This is a genomic window from Rheinheimera texasensis DSM 17496, from assembly GCF_000711985.1.
Lineage (GTDB): Bacteria > Pseudomonadota > Gammaproteobacteria > Enterobacterales > Alteromonadaceae > Pararheinheimera > Pararheinheimera texasensis.
In genome coordinates, this window is the sequence record NZ_JONU01000008.1 from 440873 (window position 1) to 465275 (window position 24403).

Below are 24403 nucleotides of genomic sequence, written 5' to 3' on the forward strand. Positions count from 1 at the left end.
TTACGGCACCTGAGCAAAAAGCTAATGGCGCTCAGCTGTGTCTTGGCTCCCGACCTGTGGTGTCAACGGAAAGCTCAGCAGAAAACTGGCCCCAATGGGCGCCTTGGTTTCCAGCCTGATTTGCGCCTGATGCCAATCCAGGACCTTACGAACAATAGCGAGGCCTAGGCCAAATTGCGGCGTGGTACTGCATTGGGTTTCCAGCCGGACAAAGGGCTGGAAAATGCGGTCAGCGTCGTCTGCTGCGATGCCATCACCATCATCGCGCACCCGAACGCATATCTGCTGCGGCTCAAGCCATAATTCCAGCCTGATCTGCTGTTTGGCATATCGACAGGCATTTTGCAGCAGGTTCAGCAACACGCGAGATAACCAATGCGGATGGCCGCACAAGGGCGGGAATGGCGTCACCGGATAGTCCAGTACCAGCTTGAGCTGGCAGGCTGCTGCCAAAGGTGCGCAACTGTGCAGCGCCTGCTCACACAGCTGCAGCATATCGATCTGGCTCAGTTGCCAGTGCTGATGCTGGCGGTCAAGGCTGGCATATTCTAAAAAGGCGTTGACCATCGCCTCCATCCGACCCAGATCTTGCTCAAGCCGCCGCAGATATTGGTTTTTTTGCGCCGGGTCCGGCTCATCCAGCGCAGCATCCAGACCAAAGCGAAAACAGGCAATTGGCGTACGTAAATCGTGTGACAGGCTGGACGCGAGCAGGCGGTTGTCGGCCATCAGCTGTTCAATCTGCCGGGCCATCTGGTTGAAGCTTTGTTCCAGCTCGCTGATGTAAGACCAGCGGCTATAAGGCAGCCGGGCCTCCAGCCGACCGGCGCCAAACTGGCTGGCGGTGTGACTAAGCATCCAAAGCCGGCGGATCAGTGGCGCGAGCCACAATAACATCATCAGGCAGAGCCCGCCATAAAGCGCGAGGGTCAGCCATAAGTCTTCCGGCTGATGGCCGGCTTCCGGTGGGATATGTAATTGCAGCAGCCAATCCGGATGGCCGGCTAAGGCTTTGAGGTAAGAAGTGCCCTCGTTACCGGCCAAAGGTAATATCTGGCTGGCAGCGAGTTGTTGCTGCAGTTCCGCCGGCAGTGCCAGACTGTTACGGCTGACTAAGCTCAGCGCGAGCTGCCAATTCTGCTGTTGCTGCGTGACAAAGGCGCGCAGGCTGGCGGCACTTTGCTGGTCGGCCTGCAGCGCGATATTATCGAGTACTGTGCGGTACAGCTGCTGTTGGGGTGGTGACTGCGGAGCTTCGTTATACGCCAGTTGGTCCAGCAGGGCACCCAGTAAAAACAGCGCGCAAATCGCCGAACATGACAAACTCAGCGCCAGTTTCAGCATCAGTTGACCCAGTGCTCAGTGCTAAATAAATATCCCTGGCCCCACACGGTTTTGATCCGCTTTGGCTCTTTGGCGTCGTCGCCGAGTTTTTTCCTCAGCACTGAAATCATCACATCAAAACGCCGGTCAAGGCCGTCGTGTTCCCTGCCTTTGAGTGCCTGAAACACCTGGTCCCGGCTACAAACCAGCCCGGCCCGACTGGCCAGATACCACAATAAGGCAAATTCGGCGCTGGTCAGGCTAATGTCCTGTGGCCCCAGCAGCACACGGCGCGAACTGGCGCAGATACTCAGACTGCCGAAGCTCAGTTGCTCTATGGGTTTGATATCTGCGCCCTGACGCAGCGCCGCCTGAATCCGTGCCAATAAGATACGGGGCCGCACTGGTTTCACCAGATAGTCATTGGCGCCGACACCCAGGCCAATCACTTCATCGACTTCTTCGCCTTGCGCTGTCAGCATCAACACCGGTACCTGGTAATCACGCCGGATCTGCCGGCAGACATCCAGACCGTTCATGCCCGGCAACATCAAATCTAATAGAATTAAATCGACATGCTGGCGGCGCAGCAGCGGCAGCACGGTGTCACCGCGATGCTCCAGCAGCACCTGATAGCCTTTTTGCTGCAGAAACTCCTGCACCCAGCCGGCTAACGACAGGTCGTCCTCGACCAGTAAAATGGTGCCATAGACTGTATGTTCCATCTCAGAATAATCTCCAGTGCCGTTTGACCTTGGTATTTTTTTGCACCCAGTTCACTTTAATAGTTGCCTCTGCCAGGATGCCATCTGTACCCACTAACTGAATTCGCTCATTGTCCGCAGCGACAAATTCATACCTTAGCCGGCCACTGTTGCTGGCCTGCCAGCACTGCAGTTTTCGGCTACCGGCATGCAGGCAGAGATCCAGTGCAGTCTGGCTGTGCCAGTCAATCTGGATAGTGGCGTAACATTGCCGGCCTTGTTGCAGCGCTACACAGGTATCTGGTGTCAGTTTCAGCCGGACTGGTTCGGCTGCACTCGCAGCGGTAGAAGCGACAGCAAGTAAGCCCACCCAGCAGACGATCAGCAAAGGGCGTTCAGAACACATAGCGGAATTTCACCAGACTGAGGCATTCGCTGTGACGACTGCTCAGCGGGCTATTAATATAAGCCTCGCTAAACAGATTGGCGGCCAGGCCTAACTCCAGCAACCAGTTCGGACTCAGCGGATATAAAGCGCTGACACCAATATGCAATTGCTGGCCGGCGCCGGCTTGATATGAAGGCCTGCTGCTCAAGCTCTCGGCCGGCCGCACGCCATAATAATAATCCACCACTTTTGCCGTCGAAAACGACACCCCGGCGTTGTAGTACAGGTCCCAGTTGCGCAGTTGTTGCCGGTAGCTGTACAGCAGTCTCAGCTGCTGACCATAATGAGATTCGATATCCTGGCCTGCTTCAATAGCCCAGTAGTGCTGGCCCCAAAACCGCTGATAGCGTAAACCGACTAAAAAGTCGGAGTCGCGTTGCTTCAAGCCCTCAAGCTCAGTGATATGTTGACTGCCAAAAGCAGTGATTAAATCAGGGCCAATCGCTTGATGGTAGCCTGTGCCGATCAGCGCCAGACTGGCGTCGTCCTGTTGCCACAAGTGATAGCCGATAATGCCGCTGCCATAGCGCAGCACATTACGACGCTCGTCGGACTCGATAAAAAAATTGTGATAAGTCACATCCGCGGACAGGTTCAGTAGTAGCCGGCCATTCACCGACTGGTCTAAAGCACCGATAATCGCCCGCTGATATCCGGCACCGACTGACACATAGCCGGTGAATTCAACTTCATCCCAGCTGGCCTGACAGTTGCTGCTGATGACGAACAGGATAAAGAGAGCAAAAAGACGTCGCATGCCTGGCTCCAAAAAACACAGGCCCCATCATAACTGGCGGGGCCTGCGTTCGAATGTTTAAAAAGTGTAAGCAGATATCACAAACTTGCTGCGGGCAGCCTCAGAACTGCACTTTGATGCCGACTGACGGAAAGATCCCGAGGTTTTCTTCCGGCTCTATGCTGTAGGCCGGGTTTTCGCCGGCTTTGCCTTTTTGCAGAAAATAGCCCGACACATTTTTCCGGTTCAGTACGTTCAGGATGGCATAAGTGTAAGTGACCGGTAGCCCAAACAATGTGCTTTGTTGCTCGGCCTGTAAATCCAGCCGGTGATAAACCGGCAAGGTCGCAGAATTCAGCTCGCCATACACAGCGACACGATAATCCGGATAATAAGGGTTGGGTTTATCACCAATAATCGGCGTGTATTTGGCGCCGGACCGGACTGTGAGGCGGGCGCTCAAATCCCATTGCTCATCATAGGGATAAGCCACCACAACGTTCGCGACCAGCGGAGTATCGAGATAATATTCAGAGGTCAGATTGCGGCGCAGGTCGGTGCGTTCAGCTTTGGACCAGCTCAGCGACGCCCAGCCATACCAGTCGCCAGCGCTGCGTTGTTTTTTCAGCAACAGTTCAGCGCCATAAGCCTCGCCTTCACTGTCATTGCTGTAATGCAGCGCCTGGTCTGCGTCTTTGTCGGTCAGCCCCAGTGGTAATTTCTGCAGTTTTTTCAAATAGAGTTCAGTCGTGAAATTCCAGGCGTCGGCAAACTGCCAGTCCTGCCCCAATACATAGTGAGTGGCTGTTGGTTGTTTCAGTTGGCGGTTGCCGAGCAGCGGCAGGCTTTTTTCCAGATCGGCCAGCCGGCTATAACGCCCGGCCCGGATAAACCAGCGCTGTTGCGGCGTCAGTTGCAGGCTCAGCTCCGCGCGCGGTTGCAGGAAGCTTTCATCGGTATAATCTTGCTTGTCATAGCGCAGGCCGACCGACGAGCTCAGATATTGATTCCACACCCACTGATGTTGCAGGAAAGCACTATCGGTATTGTAACTGAGCTCGTCTTTGGCTTTGATGCGCTCGCCGCGCTGGGCAAAACAATCGGCCTGATGGTCGGTGCAATAATAGGGGATCACGTCAAAACGGTAATCCGCTTCGCGCTGACTGCGTTCGACCCCGGCTTCCAGACGCTGCGCCGAGTTCAGTTGCCAGCGCGACTGCAATTGCAAAAACTGCTGTTCGTCTTCGTAGCTGACAAACTGGTCACTGCCGTACTGATTGTCCTCGCTGTTGCTGCTGTGCTGATAACGCAGCTGTAGTTGATGGCCAGCCGGATGCTGGTACTGATAACTCAATTGCTGATTGGCAAAAGCGCTGTCGATGCGCAGGTCGCCGACTGATTCCGGATCAGTACGGCCTTGCTCAGATGCTTTGCTGATATTGGCGCGGGCACTGTCGCTGGCGCCGGTCAGCGTCAGCGTCAGTTTTTGCTCCGGCGACAGTTGCCACAGATATCGCGCCTGATAGTCGTCGCTTTTCGGCGGCTGGTAAATTTTGACTCCATCATCCAGCTCGTCACCAGACTTGATAAAAAGCTGCACCGTGCTTTGGCGGGCGGCCAGATAAAATGCCTGGTCTTCGGTCACGGTACCTTCAACCAGCGCACTCATCTGCAGCAAACTGAGTTCTGCTTCGCCGCCGATTTGCTGCATTTTCGGGTCGCGTAGAGTCGCGGCAAACACCCCGCCGGTGGCATTGCCATATTGCGCGCCAAAGCCGCCGCTTTCGAGGCGAAAGTCGTGTAATACTGCTTCGTTGAACACACTGTTGCCAAACAGATGGAATAAATAACCGGCCGGGAGGCCATCAATTAAAAAGGCGTTATCGTCGGGACTGGAGCCGCGTACCGCCGGCATACCGCCATAATCGCCTCCGGCATAGACCACGCCTGGCAAGCTGAACACGGCCGCCAGTGGGTCATTCATAATGCCGGCAACTTTCAGCAATTGTTCGGTTTCTGCATTGGTCTGACTGGCGGCGGGCAGGGCGCTGCCATTGACCTGAATACGTTCAATCGGTTGCTCGCTGGCGGGTTTAGTTTCCTTGGCGTGGTCCGTAGTGCCGGCAAACAGGCTAGGGCTGGTCAAACTCAGACAGAGGGTCAGATAAGAAAAATGAAATCGCATGGTACACTCGCTTCCTGCAGCTTTTACTGCCATGCAGTCTGCCAAAGCGGGCCGGATACAACTGTCGGTCAATTGCTGTGCTTATGTAAGGAAGTGTCAGGAAATGGGTGAGGTGAGCAACAGATTGAAGCAGTCGCTGGCGCTGCTGCAACCTCTGGCAGCGTTGCCGGATTGGGGCATTGGTGGCAGTTTGTTGTTGGTTGAACAGCAACTGCAAGCAGATTTTCGCGATATCGATTTGGTCTGCACGACTGAGGCGGCACCGGCGCTTGATGCAGTGCTTTCTCAGCTGGCAACTCCGCTGCAAACTACACCGCATCCGCAGTATTGCAGCCAGTTTTTCCGCCGCTATCAGGATAGTTCCGGCCTGGTGATTGAACTGATGGCAGGTATTGCGGTGCGAAATTCAACCGGGGCTTTACAGCATTGGAAGTTTGATCCGCATTTTGATCGGCATAGTCTGCAGCGCCGTCATGGCCTGCCTTGGATGACGCTTCGGGATTGGCTGGTGTTGTATCAGTTATTTGAGCGGCCAGAAAAAGTCACGATCATTCAGGCCGCTTTAGCGCGTTCAGCGGATCAGGACTGAATCTGCTTCACTTCTGTCAGCGCGCTGCCGTCGGCAAAACGCACCGTCAGCACGTCGCCGGCTTTGAGTTGTTGCACCGACTTCACTAGTTGGTTATCGGCGTTAAAACTTAAGCTATAACCGCGATTGAGGGTGGCGAGCGGGCTAACCTGATGCAACAAGGCGCTGTGTTGTTGCCATTGCTGAGCGCGTTGCTGCAGTTGTTGTTGCATTGCGCGTTGTAGCCGTTCGCTCAGTGTCTTGCTGTGCTGGAACCATTCGCCGGTGCGTGGAGCCTGCTGCAATAAAGCTTGTTGATGTTGGCGCAACTGTTGTTGTTTGCGCTCAACCTGATGCTGACCAGCACGATTCAGCCGCAGCTGTAATTCGTCAAGTCGCTGCTGCTGTTGCTCTAAAGCACGTTTAGGGTGCAGCAATTGCAACTTGCCATATTGCTGTAAAAACTTCTGCGCCTGTTGGCCCAGTTGCTGCCGGATGCCGCGCTGCAGCCGTTGTTGTAACTGCATCAGCTGCGTCAGCTGATGTTGCTGATCAGGGGATACCAACTCAGCCGCGGCTGAAGGAGTTGCTGCGCGCATGTCGGCGACAAAATCGGCGATGGTAAAATCAATTTCGTGGCCGACTGCGCTGACAATCGGCAGCGGGCAAAAAGCGATTTGCCGCGCCAGCGCTTCATCGTTAAAACAATACAAATCTTCCAGCGAACCGCCGCCCCGGCCAATGATCAGTACGTCGACTTCATTGCGCCGGATGGCGTGTGACAGCGCAGCCTGTAAATCCTGTGCTGCTTGCGCGCCCTGCACTAAAGCCGGATAAATAATGACTTCGAGCGCAGGAGCGCGCCGGGCTAACACGGTCAGAATATCGCGCACCGCAGCACCGGTCGGCGAGGTGATCACACCAATGCGCCGCACCTGAGCAGGCAGTGGTTTTTTCCGCTCCGGTGCCAATAAACCTTCGGCGGTCAGCCTGGCTTTGAGCATTTCATACTGCTGGCGCAATAAACCGTCACCGGCCGGTTCGATAAAATCGACCAGCAACTGATACTCACCACGGGGCTCATACACGCTGATGCGGGCCCGGATCAGCACCTGCTGGCCGTTGCGCGGCATAAAAGCGGCGTTGCGGTTGGCCTGCTTAAACATCGCCACTTTGACCTGCGCCGCCGCGTCTTTTAATGAGAAATACCAATGACCGGAACTGGCCGCGACAAAATTTGAGATCTCACCACAAAGCCAGAGCTGGCGGAATTGCAACTCCAGAGTTAAGCGAACTTCGGCGTTTAGCCGCGAAACTGTATAGATCTCCGGATTAGTTGCCGGGTTTTGTTGTTGATTCATCGAAGACAAGCACCAACTGAGGATCCGGACAATCTACCACAAAAACAAAAAATGCGTTGTTTGAAACGCGCTTTGCGGATAAAATAGCGCCGCAACATTCCCCGATTTTTAACCACCACAGCGAGATTGTTGCAATGCTCAGGATAGTCAAAGAAGCCCTTACATTTGACGACGTGTTACTTGTACCGGCGCACTCCACCGTACTACCTCATACCGCAGATCTGCGGACTCAACTGACCAGCAAAATCAGCCTGAATATTCCGATGGTTTCCGCGTCAATGGACACTGTCACAGAAGCCCGCTTAGCCATCGCGCTGGCGCAGGAAGGTGGTTTAGGTTTTATCCATAAAAACATGACCATCGAAGATCAGGCCGCTAACGTTCGTAAAGTGAAAAAATACGAAAGTGGCGTGGTGTCTGATCCGGTTACAGTGCGGCCGGAACAAACTATCCGTGACGTGCAGCAATTATCGCAACAACATGGTTTCTCCGGTTTCCCGGTAGTCGACGCTGACCACAACCTGGTCGGTATCGTTACAGGCCGTGACTTAAACGTTGAAACCAACCCACAGGCAGCTATTTCCTCAGTGATGACGCCACGTGAGCGTCTGGTCACAGTGCACGAAGATTCACCGCGTCAGGACGCCTTAGCACTGATGCACAAACACCGCATTGAGAAAGTGCTGGTGGTCGACAATGCCTTTAAACTCAAAGGCCTGATCACAGTCCGTGACTACTACAAAGCCGCCAGTAAACCAAACGCCTGTAAAGACGAATTCGGCCGGTTACGCGTTGGTGCCGCAGTAGGTGTAGGTCCAGGCACTGATGAGCGCATCGCAGCTTTAGTGGAAGCCGGCGTTGACATTCTGCTGATTGACACGTCGCACGGCCACTCACAAGGCGTGATTGACCGGGTCAAACAAACCCGCGCTATGTACCCGGATTTACAAATTGTCGCCGGTAACGTCGCGACCGCCGAAGGCGCCAAAGCACTGGCCGAAGCCGGCGCTAATGCCGTCAAAGTCGGTATCGGCCCTGGCTCTATCTGTACCACCCGTATCGTTACCGGTTGTGGTGTACCACAAATCACTGCTATTGCTGATGCAGTTGAAGGCGTCAAAGGCATGGACGTTTGCATCATCGCTGACGGCGGCATCCGCTTCTCCGGTGACGTGTCGAAGGCTCTGGTTGCCGGTGCACACTGTGTGATGGTCGGTTCAATGTTCGCCGGCACTGAAGAAGCACCGGGCGATGTGGAGCTGTATCAGGGCCGTTATTACAAATCCTACCGTGGCATGGGTTCATTAGGTGCCATGGCGCAGCGTAACGGTTCTTCTGACCGTTATTTCCAGGGCAGTAACAGTGCAGAAAAACTGGTGCCGGAAGGGATTGAAGGCCGCGTTGCCTATAAAGGCCCGATTGAAAATATCATTCACCAGCAAATGGGTGGTCTGCGCTCATCAATGGGTCTGACCGGCTGTGCCAATATCGGCGAGCTGCGCACCAAGCCAGTGTTTGTCAAAGTGACAGCGGCTGGTATGGGTGAGTCGCACGTGCATGACGTGCAAATCACCAAAGAAGCACCAAACTACCGCGTCAGTTAAAAATTGCAGCGCCGGACTCAGCCCCTGACTCCGGCGCGGTTTTTTCCGGGCTTGTTGAGCCCCGCACCTCACAAAGGTTGATATGAGCAAAAATATTCATTTCCATAAAATTCTGATCCTCGACTTCGGTTCACAGTACACCCAGCTCATCGCGCGCCGCGTCCGCGAAATTGGTGTTTATTGTGAACTCTGGGCCTGGGACGTCACGGCTGAGCAAATCGCCGAATTTAATCCAACCGGTATTATCCTGTCCGGCGGTCCGGAAAGCGTGACTGAAGCAGGTTCACCGCGTGCACCGCAATATGTGTTTGAAGCCAATGTACCGGTGCTCGGTGTCTGTTACGGCATGCAAACCATGGCTGAACAACTGGGCGGTAAAGTGGCCAGTTCAGATCAGCGTGAATTTGGTTATGCCCAGGTTGATGTGGTGTCTTCATCTGCGCTTTTAAAAGGCATTGAAGACCATGTGACTGAACAGGGCGTGGCGCAGCTCGATGTCTGGATGAGCCATGGCGATAAAGTCATTGAAATTCCTGAAGGTTTTGTCACTACCGCCAGCACACCAACTTGTCCGCACGCAGCGATGGCCGACGAAGCCCGTCAGTTCTACGGCGTGCAATTCCACCCGGAAGTGACGCACACCCGTCAGGGCATGCGTTTGCTGGAACAGTTTGTTGTCGATATCTGTGGCTGTGAAAAACTCTGGACGCCGGCGTCGATCATCGATGACGCTATTGTCAGCCTGAAAAAACAAATCGGCGATGATCAGGTGATTTTAGGCCTGTCTGGTGGCGTCGATTCGTCAGTAGTGGCGATGCTGTTGCACCGCGCTATCGGTAAAAACCTGACTTGTGTGTTCGTTGACAACGGCTTGCTGCGCCTAAACGAAGGTGCACAGGTGATGGAAATGTTCGGCGACCATTTTGGTCTGAATATTATCCACGTCCAGGCGGAACAACGCTTCCTCGAAGCACTGCATGGCGTCGATGAGCCGGAAGCCAAACGCAAAATTATCGGCCGGGTGTTCGTTGAAGTCTTTGATGAAGAAGCGAAAAAGCTGCAAAACGCCAAGTGGCTGGCGCAAGGCACTATTTATCCGGACGTGATTGAATCGGCGGCGTCAAAAACCGGCAAAGCCCATGTGATCAAATCACACCACAACGTTGGTGGCCTGCCGGAAAATATGAAAATGGGCCTGGTCGAACCGCTGCGTGAGCTGTTTAAAGACGAAGTGCGCAAAGTTGGTCTGGCGCTGGGTCTGCCATACGACATGCTGTACCGTCACCCGTTCCCAGGACCGGGTCTTGGTGTACGAGTGCTTGGCGAAGTGAAAAAAGAATACTGCGACATCCTGCGCCGCGCCGACGCGATTTTTATCGAAGAGCTGCGCAACAGCGGCTGGTACGACAAAGTCAGCCAGGCCTTTGTCGTGTTCCTGCCGGTGAAATCGGTTGGTGTGATGGGCGATGGCCGTAAATACGACTGGGTGGTGTCATTACGCGCCGTTCAAACCATCGACTTTATGACCGCACACTGGGCGCATCTGCCGTATGAGCTGCTGGGCCATGTGTCGAACCGGATCATCAATGAAATCAACGGCATCAGCCGTGTGGTTTACGATGTATCGGGTAAACCACCAGCGACCATTGAATGGGAATAAACCCGGCGATTTGATTAAAAACAGCAGCTTCGGCTGCTGTTTTTGTTTCTGCACTGGCAAATTCAGCTTTTTTTCCCACACTTAACCAGCGGTGCCACACTCTCTGGTGCCGTCGGACTTCATGCGGCACGGACCTTCGCCGGAAACACCAGTTGCGGAGGCCCTATGGCTACGCGCTTGATCTGTCAGGCCTTGATTGGTTGCCTGTGTTATCTGTTGGCTACAACGGTTTCGCTCGGCGCCGCGCCGCGCTGGCAGGAACAGGGCTTACCCGAAATTCGCACTTTCAGCGCTGACGATTATCAGGCGCATGGGCAAAACTGGGCTTTTGTGCAGGATAAAGCCGGTTTGTTGTACTTCGGCAATACCGAAGGTGTGTTGCAGTTTGATGGCCTGCGTTGGCAACTGATTGCATTGCCGAATAAATCTATCGTCCGCTCGCTGGCGCTGGATGAAGCTTCCGGCCGTATTTATGTGGGGGGCGTTGGTGAGCTGGGTTACCTTGCGCCGGACGCAACCGGCACCTTGCATTATCAGTCTTTGTTGGACCAGCTACCCGTAAAGCGGCGCGATTTCACGGATGTCTGGCAGACACACGTCACGGCCGAAGGCGTCTATTTCACCAGCTACAAATACCTGTTCCGACTCGGCGCGGACGGCCACTGGCAGCACTGGCAGGCCGCACAACGTTTTCATCGCAGTTATGTCGTCAATCAGCAATTTTATCTGCGCGCTGAAGGCGTCGGCCTGCTGACGCTACAGCAGAATCAGTTGCAGCTGGTGCCTGGTGGCGAGCGTTTTGCCGCAGATCCGCTACAAGCATTGCTGGCGTACCCGGCTGCCGGCGGGTTGCTGGCGGTGAGCCGCAGTTCCGGTTTCTGGCAATATCGTGACCAGCAATTTAGCGCGATGCAGACTGAACTCGATGCGATTTTGCCGCAAAAGCTGTTGTATCAGGCGCTGCTGTTACCTGACGGAACCCTGGCGCTCGCGATGTTGCAGGGTGGTATTTATCTGTTGAATGCACGTGGGCAATGGGTTGGGCTTTACAACAAAGCGCGGGGGCTGCGAGATGACACAGTCTACAACCTCGGACTCGATCATCAGCACGGGCTGTGGGTCAGCGGCAACACCGGTTTGTCGCGCATTCAGCTTGGTAGTGCACTGAGCCGGTTTGACCAGCGCCAGGATTTACAAGGCAATGTGTATATCAGCCGGCGGGTTGGCGAGCGGCTGAATGTCGGGACTTCGCAGGGGCTTTATCAGCTGGAACCAGGCCCGGTTGCCGGCTTCAGGCAAGTGACAGGCATCAGCGGTCAGGTCTGGGCACTGGAGCAGGTCGGCGCTGAGACGCTGATTGGCAATTATCAGGGCATTTACCGGCTGGACGCCGGAGTGGCGCAGCTGGTTTATCTGAGCGACAGCACGACCTGTTTTCTGCAGGTGGCAGCAGTGCAGCCAGTGTTACTGGCCGGCCAGCGTGAAGGCGTGGTGCAGTTAACTTTTGTCGACGGGCAATGGCAGGTCCTCGGTAAACTTGCCGATGTGCCGGATAACGTGCGCAGTATGGTGCAAAGCGGTCCGGCAGACCTGTGGTTTGGCACGGTCAACACTGGGGTGTTACATCTGCACTACCCGTCAGGTCAGGTATTGCAGGGCCCGGCCACTATCAGACGCTATCAGCTGGCCGAAGGTTTGCCTGGTTTGAGTGATAACCGGGTGGTTATGCTGCTGGATGAGCTGCGGATATTAACCGAAGCCGGGGTTTATCAGCTGAGCCCGGATGCGACGAAAATGCTGCCAGATCCGGCTTTTGCTACGCTATTTGCCGGCGGTCCGCGGCAGATCTCACGCTTATTGCCGGAACAGCGTGGCGTCTGGCTGGAAACTCGTGATGAAAAGTTACGCCGCAGCGAAGTGGGGCTGGCGGTGCACGAGGGCTCGGGTACTTATCGCTGGCAGCCACTGACTGAGTTTGGTTACAGCCGGTTAACTGGCCTCACGCTCGAAGCCGATGGCACTTTATGGCTCGGCGGCAATGAACTATACCGCTGGCAACAGAGCCCGTATGCCGCGCCGCCGCGGGGGTTTCAGCTGCAGCTGCGTAGCATTGAGGCGGCAGATGGTCATCAGCGTCTGTTGCCGGCGCAAGGTGATATGCCGTTGCAACTGCGCTTTGCGCAGAATCAGCTCCGATTTGAATTCGCCGCCACCAGTTATCGTGGCGACAACCAATATGCGGTATTGCTTGAAGGTGTTGATCAGAGCTGGTCTGATTGGTCAGCAGCGGCTTTTGCCAGTTACAACAGTTTGTGGGAAGGGCAATATCGCTTGCGGGTGCGCGCAAAAGACGCGTGGGGCACTGAGCAGCAGATGGCGCCGCTGACTTTTCACATTGCGCCCCCTTGGTATCGCAGTCTGCTGGCTGGATTGTTGTATCTGCTGTTGCTGGCGCTTCTGATCAACCGCTGGTATCACTGGCGCAGTGGCCGGTTACGCCGTCAGGCGCAGGCATTGGAGACCTTAGTCGCGAGCCGGACTCAGCAGTTGTCTGAGGCAAAAACAACAGTGGAACGGACGTTAACCGACCTGCAGTCAACACAGCGCCAGTTAGTGCGCGCGGAGAAAATGGCGGCGCTGGGGCAACTGGTCGCTGGTGTCGCGCATGAGGTGAATACGCCACTGGGCGTTGCGCTAACCGGTAGTAGCTACCTGCGGGAAAGCACAGCGGCGCTCGCAGAGACGCTAAACACCGGACAGCTGCGCAAACAGGATTTGGCGCAATATCTGGATACTGCAGTGGAAAGCGCTGAGTTGATTGAGCGTAATTTACAACGAGCGGCCGATCTTATCAGTAACTTTAAGCAAGTCTCGGTCGATCGCAGCAGCGGCGAGCGACGTCAGTTCCGGCTGCAGAGTTTTCTGACTGAAGTGGCGCAAAGTCTGAAAACGCTGTGGAGTAACCGGCCTCTGGAGCTGGTGGTGGAATGTCCGGTTGATCTGGTTTTGCAGAGTTATCCCGGCAGCCTCAGCCAGGTGATTACGATGCTGGCGCAAAATAGTCTGTTACATGCTTTTGCGCCTGACCAAGCCGGGCAGATGGATTTAGTTGTACGCCAGCCCGATGCAAACCATTGTGAAATCAGCTTTGCTGACAATGGTTGTGGCATCGCCGCGGAGCATCTGGACAAAATATTTGAGCCGTTTTTTACCACCAAAAGAGCGCACGGAGGCACCGGGCTTGGCCTGCATATTATGTTTAATCTGGTCACGGCAAGGCTGGGCGGCACTGTGACGGTGGAAAGCGAACCCGGTGCCGGTTGCCGGTTTATTCTGTTGTTACCGCTGATTGCGCCGGCGCCGGAAACAACAACAGCAGCAGATGCTGCTGTTGAGTTAGGGCATTAATTACAAGCGGTTAATTTCATCTTTCAGGGTGTAGGACTTGTCGGTCACTATGGCTTCCAAAGTCGCTATCCGTTGTTTTAATTGTTCGAGCTGGGCCCGCACATCGTCGGTATTCTGATTGGCATTGGCCAGTTTTACTTTGGTTTTGGTGTGCTGCTCGTAAAAGGCATAAGCAAAAGCACCAACCACTGCGACAAATCCGATATCAAATACACCCATTGCTGTTCCCCTTCGATTTTTTGACCTGACTTTTTGACCTGATGTTTTGGGTAGGCAACAGTTATGCCACAAATAAATTTCATATAAAACAACGAAGTTGTATCAAAGTGAAAATGGCTGATGAGCAAAATCACTAACATCTGGTCAATTTGGCTGACGCACTGTGGCCTTATGCTAAAATGGCGCCGTTGCAGAGGACGAGGTTGAAGTTGAATCACACGGAACAAGACATCTTTTGGATGCAATATGCTATGGCTCTTGCGGCCAGAGCTGAAGCGGCCGGCGAAGTGCCGGTTGGTGCAGTACTGGTTAAAGACGGGCAAGTGCTTGGCGAAGGCTGGAATTTATCCATCAGCGGCCACGACCCGACGGCGCATGCCGAAATGCAGGCTATTCGCCAGTCTGGCCAGGCGCTACAGAACTACCGGATGCTGGATTGTACTTTGTATGTCACGCTGGAACCTTGCGCTATGTGCGCCGGTGCTTTGGTGCACAGCCGGGTGAAGCGGCTGGTGTATGGCGCCACCGATTTAAAAGCCGGTGCTTGTGGTTCAGTATTTGATATTGTGCGCCATCCGCAGCTGAATCATCAGCTGGACGTCACGCCCGGGGTGTTGGCAGAGGATTGTGCGACTCAGTTGTCGGCATTTTTTCAAAAACGCCGCGCTGAACAAAAAGCGCTGAAACTGAAGAGTAAAATTGCAGAAGCCGTAGATCAGCCGCAAGCCTCAACACCGGCAGAGAGCGGGGAGCTCAGTAACTGATTAAATTCGCGTTGCCGGCGAAACAGCTTTAACACCGCCATATTGCGCTTGATGCGGCGCCGGCTCGAGCCCACGTCCATCAAACGGCGTTTACGTAACATCTTCGGTTTCTTACGTCTTAACATGTCTGGTTCCTTTACCTGAATGCCGCCACTATAGGGAAATCACCGGATGGCGGCAAGACTGCTAACAGCCACACTGGGAAGTTGGAATGTTTCAAGGCTGTTTTGGTTCAGATTTTTTACTGGTGCTGGCTTTGGGTGCTGCTTTTTTCACCGCTGCGGGAGTTTGGCTGCCGGCAGGCGTTGCCGCTGATGACGCTGCTTTTTGTTTCAGCTCAGCTTGTTTGCGTTCGTCGACCCACAGCAGGGTGTCGTAGTAACGGCGGATATTTTCGACGTAATACACCGCCATATCACCACGGGCATAGCCAGTGCGGGTTTGGCGGTAATATTTGCGCTGGCGCAGCAGCGGCAGGCGCTGTTTAACCTCAGCCCAGTTATCGGCGTTGGCGCCGTCTTTTTCCGTTAATAAACGCGCGCTTTCGACATGACTCAAACCAAGATTATAAGCCGCTAAGGCAAACCAGAGTTTGTCCGGCATCGGGATACGCTCGGGCAGGCGGTCCAGCATACGCTGCAAGTAACGGCTGCCACCGCGAATACTTTGGGCCGCATCGACCCGGCTTGAGACTTTCATCAGATTGGCAGTATCGACGGTTAACATCATCATCCCAACGACGCCCTGTGGGCTTCGTGCTTTCGGGTCCCAGCGCGATTCCTGGTAAGCGAGTGCAGCGAGCAGACGCCAGTCCAGTGCGCCGGCATGTTGTTCAAACAGGTTTTTATAACGCGGCAGGGTTTTATCAATAGCTTCGATGTAATCCAGGGTATCGGCATAATTAAAACGCCGCACGTGGCCAAAATATTTATCTTCCAGCGTCAGTAAATCCGCACCTTCGTAACTGCGGCCAAAGAATTCAATCAATACCGCATACAGCGAATCATCACTGTTTTTTGGCAGCAGCCAGGCCACGGGTTGCTGGCGTTTTAAGGTCAAAGCCACGCCGAGATTGGGATAAAACCGCTGATTAATCGCCAGCATATGCGAGTCGGCTAAGGTGTAAGCGATTTTGCCTTCGGCGACTTTTTGCAGCAGTTCGGTTGGGTCGTCGGTGTCGTTGAGTTCAATTTGCAACTGAGGTTCAGTGGTTTTTAGAGCCAGCAAAGTTTCGGCCTGACTGGAGCCTTTCAAAACGACGATTGGGCCGGATAAATCCTGCAAAGATTTCGGCCGGCGCTTTTGCTGGCCAAATACCAGCACTTCGTCGGCGAGCTGATAAGCCGGCGCCAGCCGGTATTTTTGCTGCAGCGCTTCAGAGATAGTCGACCCGCTGGCGATTAAATCAATATCGCCATTACTGAGTTTCACTAACAGCTCATCAATAAAAAACGCAGGGACCAGTTCCAGTTTGACACCGAGTTTGTCGGCCAGCGCCTGTGCCAGCTCATATTCGTAGCCGGTGGCGCCATCCGGACCAACAAAATAACTGGTTGGGCCGTTTAGAATACCAACCCGAATGCTATCCCGTTGATAAATCTGATGTAAATGCATAGGAGCTGGCGCCGGTGTGCAACCGGTTAACAGCGAAATCCACAGCAAAACGGTCAGAAAAAATCGCATCCGTAAGCAACCTCTGGTCGGAGAAGCCGGTATTTATATCAAATTTTGTGCAAAACGTCAGGCTTTGCCGCCAAAGCCTGACGTTCTGGTGGCCACTTCAGTGCGGTGACCCGGCTGGCAAACGGCTTTATTGATACCCAAAGACGGCTTTTTTCTTTATAATGCGGCGCCGATTTCAAGGTTCCGTCCACGACCAACCCACGGGAAAAAAATCTATGTTAATCCTGCGTGGTGCAGCTGCACTGTCCGAGTTCCGAGTTCAGAAAATCATCGACCTGTGTGCCAAGGCGCAACTGCCTGTCAGCGATGTTTACGCCGAATTTATGCATTTTGCCGATGTGAGCGACAGCTTAAGCGCTGACGAGCACAACACGCTGGAAAAACTGCTGACTTACGGACCGACGCTGGCCACGCACCAGCCGGCCGGCCAGTTGTTACTGGTGACGCCGCGTCCGGGCACAATTTCGCCCTGGTCGTCCAAAGCGACTGATATCGCCCACAATTGTGGCCTTGCCAAAGTATTACGTTTAGAGCGCGGCGTCGCTTATTACCTGACCACCACTCGGTCACTGACCGCTGCTGAGCAACAACAAGTGGCTGCGCTGTTGCATGACCGCATGATGGAAGTGGTATTTACTGAACTGCAGCAAGCGCAGGCGTTATTCCGTAAAGCGGAGCCGGCACCATTATCTTCCGTTGATATTCTGGCCGGTGGCCGTGAAGCTTTGGTTGAAGCCAATATCCGCATGGGCCTGGCCCTGGCTGATGATGAAATCGATTATCTGTTCAGTAACTTCACCGCGCTTGGTCGTAATCCAAACGACATCGAACTGTATATGTTCGCGCAGGCCAACTCTGAGCACTGCCGCCACAAGATTTTTAACGCCGACTGGACCATCGACGGCGAAAAACAGCCAAAGTCGCTGTTTAAAATGATTAAAAACACTATGGAAAAAACACCGGACCACGTGTTGTCAGCCTATAAAGACAATGCGGCGGTGATGGAAGGCTCTAAAGCCGGTCGTTTCTTTCCAAAGCCAGATACCCTGGAATATCAATATCACCATGAAGACATTCATGTGCTGATGAAAGTCGAAACCCACAACCACCCAACGGCGATTTCACCATTCCCGGGCGCTGCGACAGGTTCTGGTGGTGAAATTCGTGACGAAGGCGCGACCGGTGTTGGTTCCAAACCAAAAGCCGGTTTAGTCGGCTTCTCGGTATCAAACTTACGCATTCCGGGCTTCGAGCAGCCGTGGGAAACTGATTTTGGCAAACCAGGCCGCATCGTATCAGCACTGGACATTATGACCGAGGGCCCACTCGGTGGCGCTGCGTTTAACAACGAATTCGGCCGGCCCAATATTCTCGGTTATTTCCGCACTTACGAAGAACAAGTACCAAGCCATAACGGCGAGGAAGTTCGCGGTTACCACAAACCTATTATGATCGCCGGTGGCCTTGGCAATATCCGCGCTGAGCACGTACAAAAAGGTGATTTACCGGTTGGCGCCAAATTAGTCGTCCTCGGCGGCCCGGCGATGAACATCGGTCTGGGTGGCGGCGCAGCCTCTTCCATGGCGTCCGGTCAATCAGCTGAAGATTTGGATTTTGCTTCAGTGCAGCGCGAAAACCCGGAAATTGAACGCCGTTGCCAGGAAGTGATCGACCGCTGCTGGCAGTTAGGCGCGGACAACCCAATTGTGTTTATCCACGACGTCGGTGCTGGTGGTTTATCCAATGCCTTCCCTGAACTGGTGAACGACGGTGGCGTCGGCGGCAAGTTTGAACTGCGCAATGTGCCAAACGATGAACCAGGTATGTCTCCACTGGAAATCTGGTGTAACGAATCGCAAGAGCGTTACGTGATGGCGATTCCGGCCGACAAAATGCCGGTGTTTGAACAAATCTGTAAACGTGAGCGCGCGCCTTACGCGGTCGTCGGTGAAGCGACTGCAGAACAGCATTTGACGCTGTCTGACACGCATTTTGGCAATACGCCAATCGACCTGCCATTGTCGGTGTTACTGGGTAAAGCGCCAAAAATGCACCGCGATGTGCAATCCAAACAAAGCAGCGGCAAAGCGCTGGACCTGGCTGGTGTCAGCATCAAAGATGCGACTGAACGTTTATTGCGTTTACCGACTATTGCTGAGAAGACGTTCCTGATCAGCATCGGCGACCGCACTGTGACTGGCATGGTGGCGCGGGATCAGATGGTTGGTCCATGGCAGGTGCCGGTAGCGAACTGTGCGGTGACAACAGCTGCGCTGGACACTTATCACGGTGAAGCTATGTCGATGGGTGAGCGTACGCCGGTTGCCCTATTAGACTTCGGCGCGTCGGCACGCCTGGCGGTGGCAGAAGCCATTACCAACATCGCCGCGACTGACATCGGTGATTTAAAACGCATCAAGTTATCCGCCAACTGGATGGCTGCAGCCGGTCACCCAGGGGAAGATGCTGGTCTGTACCAGGCGGTCAAAGCCATTGGTGAAGAACTGTGTCCGGCGCTGGGTATTACCATTCCGGTTGGTAAAGACTCGATGTCGATGAAAACCAAGTGGCAGGACAATGGCGAAGACAAAGCCGTCACAGCGCCAATGTCACTGGTGATCACCGCTTTTGCCCGCGTTGAAGATGTGCGCAAAACCGTGACGCCGCAGCTGCGTACCGACAAAGGCGCAAGCTCGCTGCTGCTGATTGATTTAGGTCAGGGCGAAAACCGTTTAGGCGCATCTTGCCTGGCACAGGTATACAAACAGCTGGGTCAAACCACGCCAGACCTCGCGTCCCCAGAACTGCTGGCGAATTTCTTTAACGCCATGCAGCAATTAACCCACGAGCAAAAACTGCTGGCCTACCATGACCGTTCAGACGGTGGTTTGCTGGTGACACTGGCGGAAATGGCCTTCGCCGGTAAAGCCGGCTGGAATGTCGATGTCAGCGCTTTAGGCAATGACAACCTGGCAGTGCTGTTCAGTGAAGAGCTGGGTGCTGTCATTCAGGTTGCTGATACTGAGCTGGCGCATGTGCAGCAAGTGCTGGCCAAATACAATCTCGCCGCCAACAGCTATCTGCTGGGTGCCGTCAGCAACAGCGACGAATTAACGGTTCGTCGTGGCAATGACGTGATTTACAGTGACAGCCGTACCCGTCTGCGTTGTATCTGGGCGGAAACCACTTATCAGATGCAGGCACGCCGTGACAATCCGGCCTGTGCTGCGCAGGAACACGCGGCCAAAGCCGACCAGCAAGACCCGGGCCTGAACGTCAAACTGAGTTTTGACCTGAACGAAGATGTTGCTGCACCTTATATTCTAAAAGGTGCCAAGCCGAAAGTGGCGGTGCTGCGTGAGCAGGGCGTCAACTCTCATGTCGAAATGGCGGCCGCTTTTAACCGCGCTGGTTTCACCGCAGTCGACGTGCATATGAGCGACATTCTGAGTGGCCGCCGTAAGCTCGAAGAGTTTAACGGTTTAGTTGCTTGTGGTGGTTTTAGCTACGGCGACGTGTTAGGTGCCGGTGAAGGCTGGGCCAAGTCGATTCTGTTTAACGAGCAGGCGCGGCGTGAATTCAGCCAGTTCTTTGAGCGTGAATCGACCTTCACACTCGGCGTTTGTAACGGCTGTCAGATGGTGTCGAACCTGAAATCGCTGATCCCGGGCGCAGATTTGTGGCCACGGTTTGTCCGCAACAAATCAGAGCGTTTTGAAGCCCGCTTCAGCCTGGTCGAAGTGCAGCAGAACCCGTCATTACTGTTCGCTGGCATGGCTGGTTCACGCATGCCAATCGCCGTGTCGCACGGCGAAGGTCATACAGAGTTCGCAAGTGCACAAGCCTTAGCGGCGGCGGAGCAAAGCGGCACTATCGCGCTGCGTTTTGTCGATAACTATGGTCAGGTCACCACCCAGTATCCGGCCAACCCGAACGGCTCAGCCAACGGCATCACGGCACTGACCACCACAGACGGCCGCGTCACTATTATGATGCCGCACCCTGAGCGTGTATTCCGCGCCGTCAGCAACAGCTGGCACCCGGACGAGTGGCGGGAAGACAGCCCATGGCTGCGCATGTTCCGCAACGCGCGGGTCTGGTTGGGTTAATCAACTGATCCTCTTCAAAAAACCGCCGGGAGCGGTTTTTAACAACGCATCGCGTTGGCCTGCAAGGTGAGCGCCAGGGATGGTGCGAATAAAAAAACCAGCTTCGGCTGGTTTTTTTGTTTGATGTCCAGTTCGATACGTCGTCGGTATGCAGGCTGGGCAGCGCACCGCCTACTATTGCCGGTTGCGTTTGGCCATAGCTTCGTTTTAAGCTGAACCTCACGCAGTGACGCGCTATAACAATTCCAATAGAAGCGAGCCGATGTCTTCCATTTTTCGTCCCGAAGTGCTGGCCAGGCAGCAACAGCGCTTGCAAGGCCAAATCAACCTGACCCGACCGCCGCAGCTGGTATGGCTGAGTGGCTTGTTATTGGCAATTGCACTGCTGAGCATCAGCTTTTTACTCAGCGCCGACTATACCCGCAAAGAAACCGTGCAAGGCTTGCTGTTGCCAGTGCAGGGCCAGGTCAGAGTGCAGGCGCAAAACAGCGGAGTGGTCAGCCAACTTAATGTGCAGGAAGGTCAGCTGGTCAAAGCCGGCACGCCATTGCTGCAACTGAGCAGCAGTAAAATTGGTGCCGGTCAGACCGATTTAAGCCAAAGCCTGCAAACCGAAATGGACCGGATGCTGCAGAACAAAATCAATGAGCAGCAGCAACTGCAGCAACGCCATCAGCTCGAGCAACAGGCGCTGCAGAATCAAATCGACAATGATAAAGCCCGTTTAACCGAACTGGCACAGCAGCTGGTGACTTTTCGCGAACGTCTCAATATCAATCAGCAGCAGCTGGCGCAGCTGCAAAAATTGTCCGGCAGTGGTTATATCTCCGGCCTTGAAATCAACAAACAAAAAGACGCTTTGCTGGCGCTGCAACAGCAGGAGAAAAGCCTGCAATCAGAACAGCTGAAACTGCAACAGCAACTGCAACAAAATCAAGATTTACTCAATCAGTTGCCACTGCGTCAGCAAACTGAATCAGCACAGCTGGACAACGCCATTTCCGCGTTAAAAAATCAAAAAACTGAGCTGCAGCAGCAACAGGAGATTTGGCTGACCGCACCAGTGGACGGGCAGGTCAGTGCGCTGCGTGTCAGTGCCGGCCAAAGCTTAGATGCCGGGGCTGTGGCGCTGACGTTGTTGCCAGCCAATGCTGAACTCGAAGCCGTGTTGTATGTGCCAACCCGGGCTATCGCTTTTGTTAGTACCGGCCAGCCGGTGCGCATTCGCTATGACGCCTTCCCGTTTCAACGCTTTGGTGTGTTTAGCGGTACCGTACATGAACTGAGTAACACCGTGTTATTGCCGGCCGAAGTAGCGGAAGTAGCACTGCAGCAGCCGAGTTACCGGCTGAAAGTGCGCTTGAACGGCCAGTCCATTCAGGCTTATCAGCGGGAGTTACCACTCAAAGCGGGCATGACGTTACAGGCCGATTTAATCACCGAACAACGTAATTTATGGCAGTGGTTGTTTGACCCGATCCTGGCCTTACGGGGACAATTCTGATGAGTCAGCTTGCCAGTCAACTGAAGTTATGGCCCGCCCAGCGGCTGCCGGTGTTATTACAATCCGAAGCAGCCGAATGTGGTATTGCCTGTCTTGGCATGGTGGCCGGTTTTTATGGCCATCATCTAAACATTCAGCAGCTTCGCGCTTTATTTGGCAGCTCGATTGCCGGCTGCACCATGAAAGATTTGGTCGAATTTGCCAGCACGCTGGCGCTCAGCAGCCGCGCGTTGAAGCTCGAACCGCAAGCGCTTGGTAAATTACAGCTGCCGGCGATTTTGCACTGGGATATGAATCATTTTGTTGTGCTGAAATCAGTGCGGCGCGGCAAAGCAGTGATCCACGACCCGGCGCGCGGCGAGCGCACACTGAGCCTGGCCGAAGTCTCCGAACATTTTACCGGCGTAGCACTGGAGCTGTTACCGACGCAGGATTTCAGCCAAAGACCGGCCGATAAAGGCCTGCGGCTGCGTGATTTCTGGTCCGGTATCAGCGGGCTGAAACGCTCGGTGGCGCTGATTTTAACTTTATCGTTGTTATTGCAGCTGTTTACGCTGGTCGCGCCTTATTACCTGCAGCTGGTGGTCGATGATGTGCTGCTCAGTGCAGACCGCAGTTTGTTGCTGGTGCTGGCACTTGGTTTTGGTCTGTTGTTGCTGTTTGAGATCAGTACCTCGGTGCTGCGCTCTTTTGTGCTGCTGCATTTTAACAGCGCGATGAATATTCAGATGGCGGCGAATCTGCTGCATCACCTCATTCGCCTGCCATTGAGTTACTTCGAAAAACGCCAGATTGGCGATGTGTTGTCGCGTTTTGGTTCGCTGCAACAAGTGCGCGAACTCTTGACCAGTGGCGTGATGGAAGCGCTGATCGACGGCCTGATGGCAGTGGCCATTCTGGCTGTATTGCTATGGTACAGCCCGTTATTGTGTCTGATTGTGCTGATAGCGCTGCTCTGTTACGGCTTGGTGCAACTGCTGATGTACCACCAGTACCGCAAAGTGTCTGAGCAACAAATCGTGGCGCAGGCGCAGGTGCAAAGCCATCAGATTGAAACCGTGCGCGCGATGCAGACGTTAAAGTTGTTCAGCGCGGAAGCCAAACGCGAAGCCAGCTGGCTGCATTTGTATATCGCTGCTGCCAATCGCGGCATTCAGCTCGGCGTATTTAACTTAAGTTTTCAGCATATCAATAAGTTATTGACCGGTATTGAGCATGTGCTGGTGATTTATTTTGGCGCTTTGCTGGTGCTGGACGGTGGTTTCAGTACCGGTATGTTGTTCGCATTTATCGCCTATAAAAGTCAGTTTATGGAGCGGATGTCGCGGCTCATCGATAAAGGCCTGGCGCTGAAAATGCTCAATCTGCATTTTGCCCGGCTGGCGGATATTGTTGCCACACCGCGCGAAGATAAGCAGGTTAGCGGAGCGCAGCGTGAGCTGGTGCTCAGCGGCCAAATCAGCGTGGATAATTTAAGTTTTGCCTATAGCAGCACGGGTGCGCCGGTGTTGCAGCAGGTGAGCCTTGACGTCGCCGCCGGTGAATCTGTCGCTGTGGTTGGCCCTTCCGGCTGTGGCAAAACCACATTGTTAAAGCTGATGCTGGGGCTTTTTACGCCGCAGCAAGGCGAAGTGCGGGTCGATGGAGTGCCACTCAGTCAGGTCAATCAAGCCTGTTATCGCAATCAGATTGCCGCAGTGATGCAGGACGACCAGCTGTTATCTGGTTCCATCCGCGACAATATCTGCTTTTTTGCTGATGAGCCGGATGATAGCTGGGTGCAGGAGTGTGCCAAACTCGCGGCGGTGCATGAAGATATCGGCCGGATGCCGATGGGGTATCACAGCCTGATTGGCGATATGGGCTCGGCATTATCTGGCGGCCAGAAACAGCGGATTTTGCTGGCGCGCGCTTTGTACCGGCGGCCGAAGATTCTGTTTTTAGATGAAGCCACCAGCCATTTGGATATGGCCACTGAAGCCGTGGTCAGCTGCGCACTGCAACAGCTGCAAATTACCCGGATTATTATCGCGCACCGGCCTGAGACTATTGCCTCGGCAGACCGGGTGTTGACCTTGCCGGCATTGCAGCAGGGGCCCAACTGATAACTTCGGTTTTAGAAGTTTG

General features: G+C 54.3%; 17 protein-coding genes. 8 read left to right on the forward strand and 9 right to left on the reverse strand.

Annotated features, from left to right (window positions below; genetic code table 11):
* Positions 1–21: 21 nt before the first annotated feature.
* The 5 genes from Q399_RS0107900 to Q399_RS0107920 all read right to left on the reverse strand — a co-directional run bounded on the left by Q399_RS0107900 (position 22) and on the right by Q399_RS0107920 (position 5396).
* Complete coding sequence (locus Q399_RS0107900; protein ID WP_031567493.1) at positions 22–1344, reverse strand: ATP-binding protein; 1323 nt, start codon at positions 1342–1344, stop codon at positions 22–24.
* Entirely contained in the window at positions 1344–2048 is a 705-nt protein-coding gene (locus Q399_RS0107905; protein WP_031567495.1) for a response regulator, read from the reverse strand. Before Q399_RS0107905 ends, Q399_RS0107900 begins: the two co-directional genes overlap by 1 nt.
* A gap of 1 nt (position 2049) precedes the next feature.
* Positions 2050–2433 carry a DUF3019 domain-containing protein gene (locus Q399_RS0107910; RefSeq protein WP_031567497.1) on the reverse strand — a complete coding sequence of 128 codons (384 nt, stop codon included), beginning with the start codon at positions 2431–2433 and terminating at the stop codon, positions 2050–2052.
* On the reverse strand, positions 2423–3232 hold the full coding sequence (locus tag Q399_RS0107915) for a MipA/OmpV family protein (protein WP_031567500.1): 810 nt from the start codon (positions 3230–3232) through the stop codon (positions 2423–2425). Before Q399_RS0107915 ends, Q399_RS0107910 begins: the two co-directional genes overlap by 11 nt.
* 100 nt (positions 3233–3332) lie before the next feature.
* Entirely contained in the window at positions 3333–5396 is a 2064-nt protein-coding gene (locus Q399_RS0107920; RefSeq protein ID WP_051685842.1) for a TonB-dependent receptor plug domain-containing protein, read from the reverse strand.
* Between the two features lie 112 nt (positions 5397–5508).
* On the opposite strand from Q399_RS0107920, the gene Q399_RS0107925 reads away from it, so the two are divergent.
* Positions 5509–5985 carry a hypothetical protein gene (locus tag Q399_RS0107925; protein ID WP_157836255.1) on the forward strand — a complete coding sequence of 159 codons (477 nt, stop codon included), beginning with the start codon at positions 5509–5511 and terminating at the stop codon, positions 5983–5985.
* Here the strand turns inward: Q399_RS0107925 and xseA are convergent.
* Entirely contained in the window at positions 5976–7325 is a 1350-nt protein-coding gene (gene xseA, locus Q399_RS0107930; protein ID WP_031567507.1) for an exodeoxyribonuclease VII large subunit, read from the reverse strand. The two genes, Q399_RS0107925 and xseA, sit on opposite strands and share 10 nt — an antisense overlap.
* A 134-nt stretch (positions 7326–7459) precedes the next feature.
* On the opposite strand from xseA, the gene guaB reads away from it, so the two are divergent.
* The 3 genes from guaB (at position 7460) to Q399_RS21445 (ending at position 13997) form a co-directional block, all read left to right on the forward strand.
* The gene (gene guaB, locus Q399_RS0107935; protein ID WP_031567509.1) at positions 7460–8929 is read left to right on the forward strand and encodes an IMP dehydrogenase; all 1470 of its coding nucleotides are present in this window, start codon (positions 7460–7462) and stop codon (positions 8927–8929) included.
* 82 nt (positions 8930–9011) lie between these two features.
* Positions 9012–10589 carry a glutamine-hydrolyzing GMP synthase gene (guaA, locus tag Q399_RS0107940; RefSeq protein WP_031567511.1) on the forward strand — a complete coding sequence of 526 codons (1578 nt, stop codon included), beginning with the start codon at positions 9012–9014 and terminating at the stop codon, positions 10587–10589.
* Between the two features lie 165 nt (positions 10590–10754).
* Positions 10755–13997: a sensor histidine kinase gene (locus Q399_RS21445; protein ID WP_051685843.1), complete on the forward strand. Its 3243-nt coding sequence runs from the start codon at positions 10755–10757 to the stop codon at positions 13995–13997.
* On the opposite strand, the gene Q399_RS0107950 is transcribed toward Q399_RS21445, so the two are convergent.
* The gene (locus tag Q399_RS0107950; protein ID WP_031567516.1) at positions 13998–14216 is read right to left on the reverse strand and encodes a hypothetical protein; all 219 of its coding nucleotides are present in this window, start codon (positions 14214–14216) and stop codon (positions 13998–14000) included. It abuts the gene before it with no gap.
* Positions 14217–14395: 179 nt separating this feature from the next.
* On the opposite strand from Q399_RS0107950, the gene tadA reads away from it, so the two are divergent.
* Positions 14396–14980, forward strand: coding sequence for a tRNA adenosine(34) deaminase TadA (gene tadA / locus Q399_RS0107955; RefSeq protein ID WP_031567518.1), 585 nt, complete (start codon positions 14396–14398; stop codon positions 14978–14980).
* Here tadA and Q399_RS22190 read toward each other — a convergent pair.
* Positions 14932–15105 carry a hypothetical protein gene (locus Q399_RS22190; protein ID WP_169739305.1) on the reverse strand — a complete coding sequence of 58 codons (174 nt, stop codon included), beginning with the start codon at positions 15103–15105 and terminating at the stop codon, positions 14932–14934. The genes tadA and Q399_RS22190 overlap by 49 nt on opposite strands.
* Positions 15106–15196: 91 nt before the next feature.
* Positions 15197–16663: a membrane-bound lytic murein transglycosylase MltF gene (gene mltF, locus Q399_RS0107960; RefSeq protein ID WP_084164202.1), complete on the reverse strand. Its 1467-nt coding sequence runs from the start codon at positions 16661–16663 to the stop codon at positions 15197–15199.
* Positions 16664–16878: 215 nt separating this feature from the next.
* Between mltF and purL the strand changes: the two genes are divergently transcribed.
* From purL to Q399_RS0107980, 3 genes are all read left to right on the forward strand, one after another.
* Positions 16879–20772 (forward strand): phosphoribosylformylglycinamidine synthase, encoded by a 3894-nt coding sequence (gene purL / locus Q399_RS0107970; RefSeq protein ID WP_031567521.1) that lies wholly within the window; start codon positions 16879–16881, stop codon positions 20770–20772.
* Positions 20773–21034: 262 nt separating this feature from the next.
* The gene (locus tag Q399_RS0107975; RefSeq protein ID WP_031567522.1) at positions 21035–22276 is read left to right on the forward strand and encodes an HlyD family secretion protein; all 1242 of its coding nucleotides are present in this window, start codon (positions 21035–21037) and stop codon (positions 22274–22276) included.
* Positions 22276–24381, forward strand: a complete 2106-nt coding sequence (locus tag Q399_RS0107980) for a peptidase domain-containing ABC transporter (RefSeq protein WP_031567523.1) — start codon at positions 22276–22278, stop codon at positions 24379–24381. Before Q399_RS0107975 ends, Q399_RS0107980 begins: the two co-directional genes overlap by 1 nt.
* The last annotated feature ends 22 nt before the right edge of the window (positions 24382–24403 follow it).

What these genes read in the sequence shown, in the direction of transcription:
- Q399_RS0107900 (WP_031567493.1), bottom strand. Translation starts at nt 1,344, where the DNA reads ATGCTGAAACTGGCGCTGAGTTTGTCATGTTCGGCGATTTGCGCGCTG.
- Q399_RS0107905 (WP_031567495.1), bottom strand. Translation starts at nt 2,048, where the DNA reads ATGGAACATACAGTCTATGGCACCATTTTACTGGTCGAGGACGACCTG.
- Q399_RS0107910 (WP_031567497.1), bottom strand. Translation starts at nt 2,433, where the DNA reads ATGTGTTCTGAACGCCCTTTGCTGATCGTCTGCTGGGTGGGCTTACTT.
- Q399_RS0107915 (WP_031567500.1), bottom strand. Translation starts at nt 3,232, where the DNA reads ATGCGACGTCTTTTTGCTCTCTTTATCCTGTTCGTCATCAGCAGCAAC.
- Q399_RS0107920 (WP_051685842.1), bottom strand. Translation starts at nt 5,396, where the DNA reads ATGCGATTTCATTTTTCTTATCTGACCCTCTGTCTGAGTTTGACCAGC.
- xseA (WP_031567507.1), bottom strand. Translation starts at nt 7,325, where the DNA reads ATGAATCAACAACAAAACCCGGCAACTAATCCGGAGATCTATACAGTT.
- guaB (WP_031567509.1), top strand. Translation starts at nt 7,460, where the DNA reads ATGCTCAGGATAGTCAAAGAAGCCCTTACATTTGACGACGTGTTACTT.
- guaA (WP_031567511.1), top strand. Translation starts at nt 9,012, where the DNA reads ATGAGCAAAAATATTCATTTCCATAAAATTCTGATCCTCGACTTCGGT.
- Q399_RS21445 (WP_051685843.1), top strand. Translation starts at nt 10,755, where the DNA reads ATGGCTACGCGCTTGATCTGTCAGGCCTTGATTGGTTGCCTGTGTTAT.
- Q399_RS0107950 (WP_031567516.1), bottom strand. Translation starts at nt 14,216, where the DNA reads ATGGGTGTATTTGATATCGGATTTGTCGCAGTGGTTGGTGCTTTTGCT.
- tadA (WP_031567518.1), top strand. Translation starts at nt 14,396, where the DNA reads ATGGCGCCGTTGCAGAGGACGAGGTTGAAGTTGAATCACACGGAACAA.
- Q399_RS22190 (WP_169739305.1), bottom strand. Translation starts at nt 15,105, where the DNA reads ATGTTAAGACGTAAGAAACCGAAGATGTTACGTAAACGCCGTTTGATG.
- mltF (WP_084164202.1), bottom strand. Translation starts at nt 16,663, where the DNA reads ATGCGATTTTTTCTGACCGTTTTGCTGTGGATTTCGCTGTTAACCGGT.
- purL (WP_031567521.1), top strand. Translation starts at nt 16,879, where the DNA reads ATGTTAATCCTGCGTGGTGCAGCTGCACTGTCCGAGTTCCGAGTTCAG.
- Q399_RS0107975 (WP_031567522.1), top strand. Translation starts at nt 21,035, where the DNA reads ATGTCTTCCATTTTTCGTCCCGAAGTGCTGGCCAGGCAGCAACAGCGC.
- Q399_RS0107980 (WP_031567523.1), top strand. Translation starts at nt 22,276, where the DNA reads ATGAGTCAGCTTGCCAGTCAACTGAAGTTATGGCCCGCCCAGCGGCTG.